Annotated in this window: 13 protein-coding genes; 5 read left to right on the forward strand and 8 right to left on the reverse strand. The window is 58.1% G+C overall.

Annotation, left to right across the window (positions count from 1 at the left end; genetic code table 11):
* Positions 1-7: 7 nt before the first annotated feature.
* The 5 genes from IAE27_RS18260 to IAE27_RS18280 all read right to left on the reverse strand — a co-directional run bounded on the left by IAE27_RS18260 (position 8) and on the right by IAE27_RS18280 (position 5,615).
* Positions 8-814: an ABC transporter permease gene (locus IAE27_RS18260; protein ID WP_017145957.1), complete on the reverse strand. Its 807-nt coding sequence runs from the start codon at positions 812-814 to the stop codon at positions 8-10.
* Entirely contained in the window at positions 804-1,733 is a 930-nt protein-coding gene (locus tag IAE27_RS18265; RefSeq protein ID WP_004112757.1) for an ABC transporter permease, read from the reverse strand. The genes IAE27_RS18260 and IAE27_RS18265 overlap by 11 nt, the downstream gene beginning before the upstream one ends.
* A 1-nt stretch (position 1,734) precedes the next feature.
* Positions 1,735-2,745, reverse strand: a complete 1,011-nt coding sequence (locus IAE27_RS18270) for an ABC transporter ATP-binding protein (protein WP_004112756.1) — start codon at positions 2,743-2,745, stop codon at positions 1,735-1,737.
* Between the two features lie 19 nt (positions 2,746-2,764).
* Entirely contained in the window at positions 2,765-3,910 is a 1,146-nt protein-coding gene (ydcS, locus tag IAE27_RS18275) for a putative ABC transporter substrate-binding protein YdcS (protein WP_200092765.1), read from the reverse strand.
* 292 nt (positions 3,911-4,202) lie between these two features.
* Entirely contained in the window at positions 4,203-5,615 is a 1,413-nt protein-coding gene (locus tag IAE27_RS18280) for a PLP-dependent aminotransferase family protein (RefSeq protein WP_004101808.1), read from the reverse strand.
* Positions 5,616-5,942: 327 nt separating this feature from the next.
* Here IAE27_RS18280 and IAE27_RS18285 point away from each other — a divergent pair, with 327 nt between their 5' ends.
* From IAE27_RS18285 to IAE27_RS18300, 4 genes are all read left to right on the forward strand, one after another.
* Positions 5,943-7,340 (forward strand): cytochrome ubiquinol oxidase subunit I, encoded by a 1,398-nt coding sequence (locus tag IAE27_RS18285; RefSeq protein ID WP_070557556.1) that lies wholly within the window; start codon positions 5,943-5,945, stop codon positions 7,338-7,340.
* Positions 7,340-8,350: a cytochrome d ubiquinol oxidase subunit II gene (gene cydB, locus IAE27_RS18290; protein ID WP_004101805.1), complete on the forward strand. Its 1,011-nt coding sequence runs from the start codon at positions 7,340-7,342 to the stop codon at positions 8,348-8,350. Before IAE27_RS18285 ends, cydB begins: the two co-directional genes overlap by 1 nt.
* Positions 8,350-8,475, forward strand: a complete 126-nt coding sequence (locus IAE27_RS18295; protein ID WP_004112746.1) for a DUF2474 domain-containing protein — start codon at positions 8,350-8,352, stop codon at positions 8,473-8,475. Before cydB ends, IAE27_RS18295 begins: the two co-directional genes overlap by 1 nt.
* Before the next feature lie 168 nt (positions 8,476-8,643).
* On the forward strand, positions 8,644-8,877 hold the full coding sequence (locus IAE27_RS18300; protein WP_004101803.1) for a DUF2554 family protein: 234 nt from the start codon (positions 8,644-8,646) through the stop codon (positions 8,875-8,877).
* Between the two features lie 13 nt (positions 8,878-8,890).
* Here IAE27_RS18300 and IAE27_RS18305 read toward each other — a convergent pair whose 3' ends face one another.
* On the reverse strand, positions 8,891-10,855 hold the full coding sequence (locus tag IAE27_RS18305) for a peptidase U32 family protein (RefSeq protein ID WP_200092767.1): 1,965 nt from the start codon (positions 10,853-10,855) through the stop codon (positions 8,891-8,893).
* Positions 10,856-11,103: 248 nt separating this feature from the next.
* On the reverse strand, positions 11,104-11,640 hold the full coding sequence (locus IAE27_RS18310) for a helix-turn-helix domain-containing protein (protein WP_004101801.1): 537 nt from the start codon (positions 11,638-11,640) through the stop codon (positions 11,104-11,106).
* A 159-nt stretch (positions 11,641-11,799) separates the two neighbouring features.
* On the opposite strand from IAE27_RS18310, the gene IAE27_RS18315 reads away from it, so the two are divergent.
* The gene (locus tag IAE27_RS18315) at positions 11,800-12,987 is read left to right on the forward strand and encodes a benzoate/H(+) symporter BenE family transporter (RefSeq protein WP_260616466.1); all 1,188 of its coding nucleotides are present in this window, start codon (positions 11,800-11,802) and stop codon (positions 12,985-12,987) included.
* Here IAE27_RS18315 and IAE27_RS18320 read toward each other — a convergent pair.
* On the reverse strand, positions 12,967-13,833 hold the full coding sequence (locus IAE27_RS18320) for an AraC family transcriptional regulator (protein ID WP_016807859.1): 867 nt from the start codon (positions 13,831-13,833) through the stop codon (positions 12,967-12,969). The two genes, IAE27_RS18315 and IAE27_RS18320, sit on opposite strands and share 21 nt — an antisense overlap.
* Positions 13,834-13,994 lie beyond the last annotated feature (161 nt).

Genomic DNA, 13,994 nt, shown 5'->3' on the forward strand with positions numbered 1-13,994 from the left:
CGGTTTTTTATTTTCCGTTTTCCGCGCTGATGTCGCCGTCACGAGTGAGCCACCAGGCCCCCAGAATCGGAAACATCGTCACCAGCATGACCAGCAGCGCGACGACGTTGGTGACCGGGACATCGCGCGGGCGCCCGAGCTGATTAAGCAACCAGAGCGGCAGCGTACGCTCGTGCCCGGCGGTAAACGTGGTCACGATAATTTCATCAAACGACAGAGCAAACGCCAGCATTCCCCCCGCCAGCAGCGCCGATCCCAGATTGGGCAGTACCACGTAACGAAAGGTTTGCCAGCCGGTTGCGCCTAAATCCATCGACGCTTCCACCAGACTCCATGAAGTGCGGCGAAAGCGGGCAATCACGTTGTTAAATACCACGACCACGCAGAAGGTCGCGTGTCCCACGACGATAGTCAGCAGCCCGGGTTCCAGATTGACGGCCTTAAAGGCGGTCAGCAGCGCAAGCCCGGTAATAATGCCGGGCAGCGCAATCGGTAATAGCAGCAGTAGCGACACGGCGTTTTTGCCAAAAAACGTGCTGCGCCACAGCGCACCTGCAGCCAGCGTGCCAAGTACGAGAGCGATGGCGGTCGACAGCGCGGCGATTTTGAGTGACAACGTCACGGAATCGATAATATCGCTACGCCCCGCCGCTTCGCTAAACCAGCGCAGCGTCAGGCCTGCAGGCGGAAAGCTGAAGGCGGCGTCTTCGGTATTGAATGCGTAGAGAGCGATAATCAGCAGCGGGAAATGCAGGAATATCACGCCACCCCAGGTGGCGACCTTCAGGAACAGCGGTGCGCGATCAGAGTGCATCAAATGCTCCCAGACGTTTCACGAACGCCAGATAGAGGGCAATCAGTACAATGGGCACCAGGGTAAACGCCGCCGCCATCGGCATGTTGCCAATCGCCCCCTGCTGGGAATAGACCATATTGCCGATAAAGAATCCCGGCGGCCCCACCAGCTGCGGCACGATAAAATCGCCCAGCGTCAGGGAGAAGGTAAAAATGGACCCCGCCGCAATGCCGGGGATCGCTAACGGCAGCACCACATAGCGAAAGGTCTGGCGCGGACGGGCGCCAAGATCGGCGGAAGCCTGCAGCAATGAAGACGGCAGGCGTTCCAGCGCCGCCTGCACAGGCAGGATCATAAACGGCAGCCAGATATAGACGAACACCAGGAAGCGCCCCAGCCCAGAGGTCGACAGCGTATTGCCGCCGACCGCCGGGATCGTCAGCACCATGCTCAGTACGCTTTCCAGACCAAGATGGCGCAGGAACCACTGGGCGACGCCATCTTTAGCCAGCAGCAGCGTCCAGGCATAGGCTTTGACGATATAGCTCGCCCACATCGGCAGCATCACGGCGATATAGAAAAAGGCTTTCATCTTGCCACGGGTATAGCGGGCCATATACCAGGCCATGGGCAGTGCCAGAATCGCGCTGGCGACGGTCACCGATAGCGCCATCACCAGCGTGCGCACAATAATGTCGTAGTTAGCCGGATTAAACAGCGCGCGCAGATTGGCCAGCGTCAGGTCGTTGGTGACCGACATGGTGAAATCATCAAAGGTATAGAAACTTTGCCACAAAAGGGTCAACAACGACCCCAGATAGACAATGCCAAACCACATGAGCGGCCCCAGCAGTAGCAGAAACAGAGCCAGCGAGGGATGACGCCAGAAGGTGCCGGCCAGGCGTCCACCTCCGGCAGAGGGTATCGCCATCGTCATATCACCCTCCGCTCTCCAGGGGGACCATCGCCGCACGCGACCATGAAGCCAGCACCTGTTGCCCTACCGGAGGGGCGTTCAGCGCAGCCTGACCATCGACATTCGCCTGACTCACCAGCAGCTTCTCGCCGTCAGCCAGCTTCAGCTCGACGCGCGTGGCGGCGCCCATATACTGCACCGCCTGCACGATCCCCTGAATCTGCACCTCCCCGCCGGCATTCAGCCGAATATGCTCCGGACGCAGCGACCAGGCGCCCGTCATCGCGCACAGCTTCTGCGCCAGCTCGCTGCTAAACACGTTGGCGGTACCGACAAACCCGGCGACAAACGCCGTTCTTGGCCGCAAATAGAGATCCTGAGGCGCATCAACCTGCTCAATGCGTCCCTGATTAAAGACCGCCACGCGGTCAGACATCGACAGAGCCTCTCCCTGATCGTGGGTCACAAAAATGAAGGTGATGCCCAGCGCCTGCTGCAGTTTTTTCAGCTCCAGCTGCATCTGTTCGCGCAGTTTTAGATCCAGTGCCCCCAGCGGTTCATCCAGCAGCAGGACCCTGGGCTGATTCACCAGCGCCCGGGCGATGGCTACTCGCTGGCGCTGGCCGCCGGAAAGCTGAGAAGGCTTGCGCGCATGCACAAAAGCGAGCGCCACCTTCTCCAGCGCCTCCTGCGCACGGGCGTGGCGCTCCTTTTTGCCGATCCCCTTAACCATCAACCCGTAGGCGACGTTATCGAGTACCGACATATGAGGAAACAGCGCATAATCCTGGAAAACGGTATTCACATCGCGCTGCCAGGGCGGCAGCGCGCTGGCCGGTTGGCCAAAAATACGTATCGTTCCGCCCGAAAGCTGTTCAAATCCGGCAATCAGGCGCAGGCAGGTGGTTTTGCCGGAGCCAGATGGCCCCAGCATAGAGAAAAACTCGCCGTCGCGAATAGCGATGCTGACGCCATCCACCGCCCGCACGTCGCCGTACAGGCGCGAAACATTATCCAGCTCTACCGCGTGCATGTTCTTCGCCTCCGGCGACTTAACGACCGCCCATAATCGCGATGTAATCCTGCGTCCAGCGGCTGTAGGGGACGAATTTCCCGCCTTCGGCAACCGGCGTTTTCCAGAACGCAATTTTGGCGAATTCGTTGTAACCATTGGTTTCGCAGCCTTGATCCCCGAGCAGCGCGCTGGCTTTGCAACCCGCAGGTACGACCGGCAGCGAACCAAACCAGGCGGCGACATCCCTCTGCACTTTCGGGGTGAGCGACCAGTTCATCCATTTATAAGCGCAAACCGGATGTTTAGCATCGCTGTGCAGCATAGTGGTATCCGCCCAGCCGGTGACGCCCTCTTTCGGAAAAACGGTGGCGATCGGCTGGCCTTCCGCTTTCAGACCGTTGGCCTGATAGGGCCAGGCGCTGGAGGCCACCACGCCTTCGTTTTTAAAATCGCTCATCTGCACGGTGGTATCGTGCCAGTAGCGGTGGATCAGCGGGTGCTGTTCGCGCAGGACTTTCAGTACTGCCTGATACTGCGCTTCGGTAAGTTGATAGGGATCATTAATACCCAGCTGCGGCTGAGTGGCTTTAACGAATAGCGCGGCGTCGGCAATATAAATCGGCCCATCATAAGCCTGTACGCGGCCCTGATTGGTTTTTCCGTCCGGCAGATTTTGTTTTACGAACACCACGCTCCAGCTATCCGGCGGCGTCGGGAAGGTTTTGCTGTTGTACATCAGCAGGTTTGGCCCCCACTGGTACGGAGTGCCGTAGACCTGTCCGCCGACGTTAAACCACGCGCCTTTTTCCACGCGCGGGTCGAGGGAGTGCCAGTTAGCAATCAGCGCAGTGTTAATCGGCTGCACGCGCTTACCCATAATCAGGCGCAGCGAAGCGTCGCCGGACGCGGTGACCAGGTCATAGCCTCCTTTTGCCATCAGGCTGACCATCTCATCGGACGTGGCGGCGGTTTTGACATTAACCTGACAGCCGGACTCTTTTTCAAACTGGCTCACCCAGTCGTAGCTTTTATCGGTTTGTCCCCGCTCGATATATCCCGGCCAGGCAATAATATCGAGACGACCTTCGCCTTTATCGAGAGAAGTCGGCGGCTCGGCGGCCTGCGCCGTCAGGAAAACCATCCCCAGCACGCAAAGGCTGCCACGGGCAATTTTTTTGCTCATCGGGTCATACTCCTGTCACAAGAAAATGAGCGGCAGCCGTGCCGTAAAAATATCTTCCTTCATAACAGTAGACGGCGCGCCTGGGGCCCCCGGGGAAATTTATTCAGGTTGTGACAAGGGGCGCATTACGCAAAAAACGGCATACACGGAATAACTTTATGGATTATAGACAAGGAGTTAGCGAGGCAATACGACTATGCGAATTTCCTATGGTTGGCATCAGTAAAATAATAACCCACCTGTTCGCCGGCTTATTTTTCGGCCCGGTATCACTGGCGGGAAATAAATAACGCTAAGCCAGCATTTCGCGAATCAGTTCGCCCAGGCGTTTAACCCCCAGCTCCTCTTTTTCGCCCCAGCCCCACGCGGTATTAAAGCGGAAGAATGAAGTCCAGCTGGCGGTGGTGGAAAACATTTTCCCCGGCGCAATGCTGATGTTATACGCCAGCGCGCGGGCGCTCAGCTCCCCCGCATCGGCTCCGGCGGGAAGCTCAAGCCAGAGAAAATAACCGCTATCGCTATGATGAATTTTTACCTCTGCGGGAAGATGGCGCAGCAGGGCCTGCCAGGCCAGCTGTTTGCGCTCGGCAAGCTGGCGGCGTAAACGGCGCAGGTGGGCATCGTAGCGTTTAGTCGAAAGGTAATCGACCAGCGCCAGCTGCATTGGCGAACTGGTGGAGAGCGTACTCATCAGCTGTAGCTGCTGGATCCGTCGGGCGTGCTTGCCCGCCGCCACCCAGCCGATACGGAACCCGGGTACCAGACATTTGGAGAAGGAGCTGCAGTGCAGCGTCATATCGTCGCGATCCCAGTATTTTGCCGGCAGCGGTTTCTCACGACCAAAGTAGAGCTCGCTGTAAACATCATCTTCAATCAGCATCACGTTATAGCGCGCCAGCAGTGCCACCAGTCGCGCTTTTTTCTCCGCGCTGAGGGTAAAGCCGAGCGGGTTTTGCCCATTGGTCATCAGCCAGCAGGCTTTCACCGGATAGCTCTGTAGCGCCTGCTCCAGCGCGGCGAGATCGATCCCCTCTTTAACATCCGTGGCCACCGATAGCGCTTTCAGGCGCAATCTTTCAAGAGCCTGCAGCGCCCCGTAGAAGCAGGGATTTTCCACCACCACCCAATCGCCCGGTTCGGTGACGGCCTGCAGACTAAGGTTCAGCGCTTCCAGCGCGCCGGCGGTGATCACGATGTCGTCCGGCGAGATATTCATTCCCTGCAGCGCGTAGCGCCGGGCAATCGCATGGCGCAGTTCATCGTTCCCCGGCGGCAGGTTTTCAATCACGCTCATGGCGGTTGCGGTTTTGCTCACCTGCGCCAGCGAGCGGTTGAGCTGCGGTAAGGGGAACAGTCGCGGATCGGGAAAAGCCGAGGCGAAGGGCAACATAGAGGCCTGGCGGCTGGCCTGCAGCACTTCAAAGATATAAGTGTTGATATCAACCGCTTCATCACGCGTTACCTGGGCGGGCGGCGCGGGCTGCCGCGGTTTAGTGGGCTGCGGCGCGACATAATAGCCGGACTGCGGACGGGCGATGATGCGTCCCTGGCTCTCCAGTAGCTGATAGGCGTGGCTGACGGTCATAAAACTCATTCCGCTGCTTACCACCTGTTCGCGCAGCGAGGGCAACCTGTCGCCGGGTAACCACACCCCAAGCGCGATCTGTTCAGTAATCTGCTGCGCCAGCCGCTGGTACTTTTTCATCCGTCGATCCGTGTCGCTATTCGTAAGGTCAATTATATATCAGATGAGAAATAATGGCAGTTTATAAAAACTGTTATGGTGTGTAGTGAAATAATACCTTACCGGAGGCGTTGCTGGCGCATCTATCCGGGCTAGCGGACCGCAGACGGCTGGGAGCCCGTAGCCCGGCTAAGCGCAGCGCAGACCAGGAGAGCGCCATTCTGCGTTTTGCCAAAAGGTCATAACAGCCCCCCAACTGTTATAGGGAAAAACAGCGTTTCTGTTCCTGCAACCCGTTATCAACGAAGCCTAGAATTGCGCTGAGTCAATTTTGTTGCGGAGTTCTGCATGTTCGGTCTTGATGCATTCCACCTGGCGCGGATCCAGTTCGCTTTCACCGTGTCATTTCATATTATCTTCCCCGCCATCACCATCGGGTTAGCCAGCTACCTGGCGGTACTGGAAGGCTTATGGTTAAAAACCAAAAAACCGACCTGGCGCTCGCTGTACCACTTCTGGTCAAAAATCTTCGCCGTTAACTTCGGCATGGGAGTCGTCTCCGGCCTGGTGATGGCCTACCAGTTCGGTACCAACTGGAGCGGATTCTCGGAATTCGCCGGGAGCATTACCGGCCCGCTGCTGACCTATGAGGTTCTGACCGCCTTCTTCCTTGAGGCCGGATTCCTCGGCGTGATGCTGTTCGGCTGGAACCGTGTCGGACCTGGCCTGCACTTTTTCGCCACCTGTATGGTCGCGCTGGGGACGATTATCTCCACCTTCTGGATCCTTGCATCTAATAGCTGGATGCAAACGCCGCAGGGATTTGAGATCGTCAATGGTCAGGTGGTGCCGGTGGACTGGCTGGCGGTGATTTTTAACCCGTCTTTCCCTTACCGCCTGCTGCATATGTCGGTGGCGGCTTTCCTCAGCAGCGCGCTGTTCGTCGGCGCGTCGGCAGCCTGGCACCTGCTGCGAGGGAACAATACCCCCGCCGTCCGCGCGATGTTCTCCATGGCGCTGTGGATGACGCTGATTGTCGCCCCTATTCAGGCGCTGATTGGCGATATGCACGGGCTGAATACGTTGAAACACCAGCCGGCCAAAATCGCCGCCATTGAAGGGCACTGGGAGAACGCGCCCGGAGAGCCCACCCCGCTGCTGCTGTTCGGCTGGCCGGATATGCAGCAGGAGCGTACCCGCTATGGCCTGGAGATCCCGGCTCTCGGCAGCCTGATTCTCACCCACAGCCTGGATAAGCAGGTGCCGGCGCTGAAGGAGTTCGCCCCGGAAGATCGCCCTGACTCCACCATCGTATTCTGGTCCTTCCGCCTGATGGCCGGGCTCGGCATGCTGATGATCCTGCTGGGCGCGCTGGCCTTGTGGCTACGCTATCGCGGCCGCCTCTATCACAGCAGGCCCTTTTTACGCTTTGCGCTATGGATGGGACCTTCGGGACTTATCGCGATTCTGGCGGGCTGGGTGACCACCGAAGTGGGCCGCCAGCCGTGGGTCGTCTATGGCGTTCAGCGCACCGCTGATGCCGTCTCCGCTCACGGCGACCTGCATATGTCGATCAGTCTGCTGACTTTTATCGTTGTCTACGGTTCGGTGTTCGGCGTCGGCTACAGCTATATGCTACGCCTGATTCGCAAAGGTCCGCAGACCGCGCAGCCGCCGGCCTCCGGTACGCCAGCGCGTCCACTCTCCGCCGCTACGGGCCATGAACAGCAGAAGGAGTTCCGCTAATGGGTATCGATTTATCGGTTATTTGGTTTGTTATTATTGTCTTCGCCACCCTGATGTATATCGTAATGGATGGCTTTGACCTGGGCATTGGCATTTTATTTACCACTACCCGGGACACGGCGGACCGCGACGTGATGGTAAACAGCGTCGCCCCGGTCTGGGACGGCAATGAAACCTGGCTGGTGCTTGGCGGCGCGGGGCTGTTTGGCGCATTTCCTCTGGCCTACGCGGTCATTATTGATGCGCTGGCGATCCCGCTCACCCTGATGTTGATCGGTCTTATTTTTCGCGGCGTTGCCTTTGAATTTCGCTTTAATGCGACGCCATCGCATCGTCCATTCTGGGATCGCGCTTTTATGGTCGGCTCCCTTCTGGCCACCTTCACCCAGGGCATGGTGGTCGGAGCGGTGATCAACGGTTTCCCGGTCAACGGCCGCAGCTTCAGCGGTGGGATGTTTGACTGGTTTACGCCGTTTACCCTGTTCTGCGGTCTGGGGCTATGCGTTGCCTACGCGCTGCTGGGCGCCAGCTGGCTGGTGATGAAAAGCGAAAATGCGCTCCACCGCAATATGCGCATGACCGCGCGCGGCTTGCTGTTGGCGCTGCTGGCGGTCATTGTCGCCATCAGCATCTGGACGCCGCTGGCGCAACCGGCCATCGCCCGGCGCTGGTTTAGCCTGCCTGACCTCTTCTTCCTGCTGCCGGTACCGCTGCTGGTGGCGGCGATCGGCGCCTGGCTCTGGCGAACGCTTCGCAATAGCGCCAGCCACCTGCTGCCTTTTACTCTCACGCTGGGGCTGATCTTCCTCGGCTTTAGCGGGCTGGGGATCAGTATCTGGCCGCATATTATTCCGCCGGACATTACCCTCTGGCAGGCCGCCGCGCCGCCGCAAAGCCAGGGCTTTATGCTGGTTGGCGCGCTGCTTATTCTGCCGGTTATCCTCGGCTACACCTTCTGGAGCTACTACGTTTTTCGCGGCAAAGTTCAACACGGCGAGGGGTATCACTGATGCAACGAGTATGGCTTAAGCGAGCGGTATGGATGATAGTGCTGTGGGGAGGCAGCGTGCTGGCGCTGGCGGCGGTGAGCATGGGGTTTCGGCTGCTGATGACGGCCGCCGGGCTGAAGGTTTGAGCCGCCCGTGACGTCATTTTAGTCGGCCCGACGGCTCCACCGTCGGGCTTTTTTTCGCCATCCGTCAGGGAGCGCTGACAAAGGCTTTTCCCATCTTTGATAAACGCGGAAATAAGCTCAACAAATCCCTGGCATAGTAGCCCCACTCACCGACAGAAGGGAAAAGATATGCTCAGAAGATACGTTTCAGCGCTACTGCTGGTGTGCGCCCTGTTTTCCGGCCACGTGCTGGCCCACCAGCACGGACACGATTTCTTCCCGGTACAGGGCCTCGAGCAGCAGCTACAGCACGAAGCCGATAGCGATGAGCTACGCAGCCAGAGCGAAGAAGCCGCGTCCGATCTGCGCGAACATCACCGCTGGCAAAATGCGCGAAAGCCGAAAATGCACTTCTATCCCTAAGACCTGTCAGTCATCAGGCGCCCTTGCGTTTCGGCAGGGTTTTCATCAGCTCATCCGGGCTGACGGACGCCACGATGCTGCCCGGTAGCGGCATTTTAAGGATATGATTTTTTATCTTACCGACGACGTGCATTTCGCAGGGGCGGCAGTCAAATTTCAGCGTCAACACTTCATCGCCGTGAATCAACTGCATCGGCGTGGCTTTCCAGCTCTTAATCGACCCTTTAGCCTGTTTCGGACACAGATTAAAAGCAAAGCGCAGGCAGTGCTTAGTGATCATGACCGGCACATCGCCCTTCTCCTGATGCGCTTCATAGGCGGCATCGATCAGCTGCACGCCGTAACGCTGGTAAAACTCGCGCGCCTTATGGTTGTAGACGTTCGCCAGAAACGACAGGTGCGTTTCCGGATAGACCGGCGGCGGGACGGAAACCGGCTTGCGGCAGCCGCGCACCACGGCTTTCAGCCGCGCGTCATCCAGCATATCTACGGTTTCCCGACGCAGCTGGTTCAACAGGCTGTTCGGCACGAATAGCGCACCCGGCAGGTTAATTTCCATGTTGCGCGAGTAGTAAAGGGTCTGGCCCAGCTTCGCCAGGCCGTCGCGCAGATTCGTCAGCGCTTTCTCCGCCTGGGTCGCTTCGGCAAAATCGCCGTCCAGAGTATGGGTGACGCTGACGCCCTCCTCGCTGGTCATGGTTAAGACCAGCTGTTCCTGCCAACCGCTCAGTTCGATATCCACCGCGATGCGACGCTCGCTGGAGGTTTTTAGCAGCGCCTGCTGCCAGTTATGATCGAGGTTGCGGTTTAGCGGCTGATGCGGGCGCACTTTGTATAAATCCGCGGGCATCTCGTTCGGCCATACGCGGTAGCGATTTTCGCCCGTTTTTTCAACCGTGTTGGCGCGAAAGCCAACAACCTCACGTTTGATCATCACGTTCAGGCCGTCGCCGTTGGTCAGGGCTTCGCTCACCTCAACGTCGAGAAAATCCTTGCCGACTTTCAGCACTTCACCCACCGGCAGGCCAATAAACTTCGGCGAATCAAACGCGCCGATATCGCCTTTGCGGGCGTTGACAAAATAGTCGGTGCTGCCGCGATGGAAGGTTTTATCCGTGGACGGGATGAAGAAGTGCTCCGTACGTCCCAACGACGAGCGGGCCAGATCGCCGCGATCTTCAATGATGGCGTCAAGCATCTGGCGATAATGCGCGGTAATATTCTTCACATAGCTCATGTCTTTGTAGCGTCCCTCAATCTTAAAGGAACGCACTCCGGCATCGATCAGCGCGGCCAGGTTGGCGGTCTGATCGTTGTCTTTCATCGACAGCAAATGCTTTTCATAGGCCACCACGCGGCCCTGGTCATCTTTCAGGGTATAGGGCAGACGGCAGGCCTGCGAGCAGTCGCCGCGGTTGGCGCTGCGCCCGGTCTGAGCATGGGAAATATTGCACTGACCGGAATAGGCCACGCACAGCGCTCCGTGGATAAAGAATTCGATGGTCGCGTCGGTATTATCGTAAATCGCTTTGATCTGCTGAAGATTCAGCTCGCGGGCGAGGACGATTTGGCTGAAGCCGACATCGGAAAGAAATTTCGCTTTCTCCACGCTGCGAATATCGCACTGGGTGCTGGCATGCAGCTCAATCGGCGGAATATCCAGCTCCAGCACGCCCATATCCTGGACAATCAGCGCGTCCACGCCGGTTTCGTACAGATCGGTTATCAGACGTTGCGCCGGTTCCAGTTCATCATCATGAAGAATGGTGTTCAGGGTCACGAACACCTTCGCGCCGTAGCGGTGGGCAAATGGCACCAGTCCGGCGATGTCGCTCAGGCTATTGCTGGCGTTGTGACGCGCGCCGAAGCCCGGTCCGCCGATATAGACCGCATCCGCGCCGTGTAAAATCGCTTCACGGGCGATCCCGGCATCGCGGGCAGGACTCAATAGTTCAAGATGATGGTTTTGCAGGCGCATACGCTCGTCGTTATCCATTATAGGGGGTCGAAATGGCGGCTATTGTAGTCAGAACTGCGCGCAGACCAAAACATTTTCCACCGCCGCCGCAGGGGGAATTTTCACTTTTCAGCAAAGTATTGAAGGAAAAGATATTTCCCACAAAAAGCGCCTGAGGATACAGTCATCGCGTATTCCGGATTTTCCTCGTCACGTTGTGATTTGTTGTCTCAGTCATTTGCCTGGCCGCGAGTTTGCTCGCGGCTTTTTTATTGTGCTTTTGGGTAGTGGATCAGCGAATGGAAATGGGCGGTCTGCGCGCCGCTATTGCGGTAGGCGTGCGCTAAATCACCGGCGAAACGCCGCCCTTCCCCTGGCTGCAGCGACAGCCACTCGCCCTGCAGGCACAGATCCAGCACGCCGCTAATCACCACCACATGTTCGATAACCCCTTCCTCGTGCGGCGTGGACTCGCTTAGCGCGCCGGGCGCCAGGGTAATGGAGAAGTGATCGAAACGCAGCACCGGGTCCCAGGGAAAAACAGGCGTCACAACCATCGCCTGCTGCTGCGGGTCGAAGGCGGCTGGTTCAGCGCTATCATCGGCGATAATAAAGGCGGAAAACGGTACGTTCAGGCCGGTGGCAATTTTCCACAGCGTCGCCACGGTCGGACTGGATTCGTTACGTTCAATCTGGCCCAGCATGGCTTTCGATACGCCGGTTTCTTCCGCCAGGCGCGACAGGCTCCAGCCGCGCTGCTGGCGCAGCGTTTTTAGCGTCGCCGACAGATGTTGCGCAATATTCATTCAACCTCCCAATAATCTCTTAGGGAATTATACGCACATTTGCCTGATTCTACAGGGTAACGACATCATCAGCCCCCTCTTCGCAGCCCTGTACTGGCCCGGCGGTGGTGAAAGGTAGTTGTGCGCTATAACGCACAATGCTACATTACAACGACCGTTATAACGCACAAGGTAATGTTTATGCGCTCTTTTACTCTGCCTTTTCCGACTCTGCTTGCCGGTTTTGTCGCAGTCTTAGTCGGCTACGCCAGTTCTGCCGCCATTATCTGGCAGGCAGCGGCGGCGGCAGGCGCTGATGCGTCGCAAATCGCCGGCTGGATGACCGCCTTAGGCCTGGGAATGGGCGTGAGTACCCTTGCGCTCACCTTATGGCGGAAGGTACCAATCCTGACGGCGTGGTCAACGCCCGGGGCGGCGCTGCTGGTTAGCGGCCTGCACGGCGTCACGCTGGCGCAGGCGATTGGCGTGTTTATCTTTGCTAACGGCTTAATCGTACTGTGCGGCGTAACCGGTCTGTTTGCCCGGCTGATGAAAATCATTCCCCATTCGCTGGCGGCGGCGATGCTGGCCGGTATTTTGCTGCGTTTTGGTATGCAGGCTTTCTCCAGCCTGCAGGGCAATCTGCTGCTATGCGGCAGCATGTTAGCCGCCTGGCTGATATGCAAAGTCTGCCTTCCCCGATTTGCCGTGGTGGCCGCCCTGCTGGCGGGAATCGCGGTGGCCGCCCTCAGCGGAGATGTGACAGGGTCACATATCAGCTGGCGCTTTGTCGCCCCCGCTTTTATCGCTCCTGAATTTACGCCCGCGCTGCTGCTTAGCGTCGGCGTACCCTTTTTCCTTGTTACCATGGCTTCGCAGAATGCCCCCGGCTTTGCTACCCTGCAGGCTTCGGGCTATCGGGTTCCGGCTTCATCGCTGATCGTGGCGACCGGCGGTCTGGCGCTGTTGCTGTCGCCGTTTGGCGTCTACTCGATCTGTATCGCCGCGATTACGGCCGCGATTTGCCAAAGCCCGGAAGCCCATCCGGACCCGCAAAAGCGCTGGCTCGCGGCGGCGGCGGCGGGCGTTTTTTATCTGCTGGCGGGAATCTTCGGCGGCTCCATCACTTCGTTGATGTCGGCGCTGCCGGCGGCATGGATCCAGATGCTTGCCGGACTGGCGCTGCTGGGCACCATCGGCGGCAGCCTGTTTCAGGCGCTCAATCATGAGCGTGAACGCGATGCCGCGGTGGTGACTTTTCTGGTCACCGCCAGCGGCGTGGAGCTGGCCGGTATCGGCTCTGCTTTTTGGGGGCTGGTTCTCGGCGGCGTCAGCTACGTTTTACTGTCAGCGCTGCGCCGCGCGTAGCTGCGAGGGCGTCAGGCCGGTGGCGCTTTTTACCCGATTGCTAAAGTGGCTGGCGCTGCTAAAACCGCAGGCCATAGCAATATCGGTTAACGGCAGCAGACTGCGGGTAATGAGCGCCTGCGCTTTAACCATCCGGCGCTGCATCACGTACTGATGCGGCGCCATTTTCATTGACTGGCGGAACATCCGCGCAAAATGGTATTCGCTGAGCGCCGCTTCCTGCGCCAGATCGGCAAGGGTGAGCGGCCGGTCGAGGTTCTCCTCAATCCATGCCAGCAGATTACGCAAGACGTGCGGCGCCAGGCCGCCGGTCACCGTCGGCAAACGCCACTGAACGTTTGAATAATGCTGAATCAAGTGCGTGAGCAGCAGCGTGCTGGCGGAACTCAACGTAAGGTGGTTCGCCTGCTGCTGCCAGTCGTTGTCCAGCAGAAACTGGCGATAGACAGCGGTAATTTTATCATCGCTGGAAAAGGTTTTTTCCTGCAGCGTGAACGAAGCCGGGCTACGGTCCCAAATCTGCTCGCCTACCCGGCGGAGATGTTCATCGGTGCAGTAAAGATGGACAAAAGAGAGGTCGCCGCGAATATCCCAGGTGCTCTCATCCCCTTTCGGCATCAGGCAGAAACGATCGGGCCCGCCGCCGTTTTTCCAGCCATGTGGCGTCTTCTGGTAGCTTTCGTAGCCATCGGCAATATACAGGCTCAGAGTGTGGTGATCGCTTTGTACCGTTATGGTATCGAGATTGTTATACCACGCCGCCAGCTGAATCCCGGAGTTGAGCTTAACCGTCTCCCGCAGCACGGCATTTTTTTGACGCAATGTTTCGAAAGTCCCGTAAGCCATAGCCTTCACAATTCAGTTTCCGCAGATCCCTAGTCTAAGAAGAGTCGCTGACGGTTACCAGCTTTCGCCCGCCGCCAACGCAAAATAAGCGCAAGATTTTGCAAGTCGGCAACATGTGGATGACAGCGCGGAGCATGGCGAGGCTGCAAAATGACGGGTAA

This window comes from Klebsiella sp. S69 (assembly GCF_016516145.1).
In the GTDB taxonomy this organism is placed as follows: Bacteria; Pseudomonadota; Gammaproteobacteria; order Enterobacterales; family Enterobacteriaceae; genus Klebsiella; species Klebsiella oxytoca.

Excerpts from the sequence above, each read along its gene's own strand:
- IAE27_RS18260 (WP_017145957.1), bottom strand. The coding sequence starts at position 814 with ATGCACTCTGATCGCGCACCGCTGTTCCTGAAGGTCGCCACCTGGGGT.
- IAE27_RS18265 (WP_004112757.1), bottom strand. The coding sequence starts at position 1,733 with ATGACGATGGCGATACCCTCTGCCGGAGGTGGACGCCTGGCCGGCACC.
- IAE27_RS18270 (WP_004112756.1), bottom strand. The coding sequence starts at position 2,745 with ATGCACGCGGTAGAGCTGGATAATGTTTCGCGCCTGTACGGCGACGTG.
- ydcS (WP_200092765.1), bottom strand. The coding sequence starts at position 3,910 with ATGAGCAAAAAAATTGCCCGTGGCAGCCTTTGCGTGCTGGGGATGGTT.
- IAE27_RS18280 (WP_004101808.1), bottom strand. The coding sequence starts at position 5,615 with ATGAAAAAGTACCAGCGGCTGGCGCAGCAGATTACTGAACAGATCGCG.
- IAE27_RS18285 (WP_070557556.1), top strand. The coding sequence starts at position 5,943 with ATGTTCGGTCTTGATGCATTCCACCTGGCGCGGATCCAGTTCGCTTTC.
- cydB (WP_004101805.1), top strand. The coding sequence starts at position 7,340 with ATGGGTATCGATTTATCGGTTATTTGGTTTGTTATTATTGTCTTCGCC.
- IAE27_RS18295 (WP_004112746.1), top strand. The coding sequence starts at position 8,350 with ATGCAACGAGTATGGCTTAAGCGAGCGGTATGGATGATAGTGCTGTGG.
- IAE27_RS18300 (WP_004101803.1), top strand. The coding sequence starts at position 8,644 with ATGCTCAGAAGATACGTTTCAGCGCTACTGCTGGTGTGCGCCCTGTTT.
- IAE27_RS18305 (WP_200092767.1), bottom strand. The coding sequence starts at position 10,855 with ATGCGCCTGCAAAACCATCATCTTGAACTATTGAGTCCTGCCCGCGAT.
- IAE27_RS18310 (WP_004101801.1), bottom strand. The coding sequence starts at position 11,640 with ATGAATATTGCGCAACATCTGTCGGCGACGCTAAAAACGCTGCGCCAG.
- IAE27_RS18320 (WP_016807859.1), bottom strand. The coding sequence starts at position 13,833 with ATGGCTTACGGGACTTTCGAAACATTGCGTCAAAAAAATGCCGTGCTG.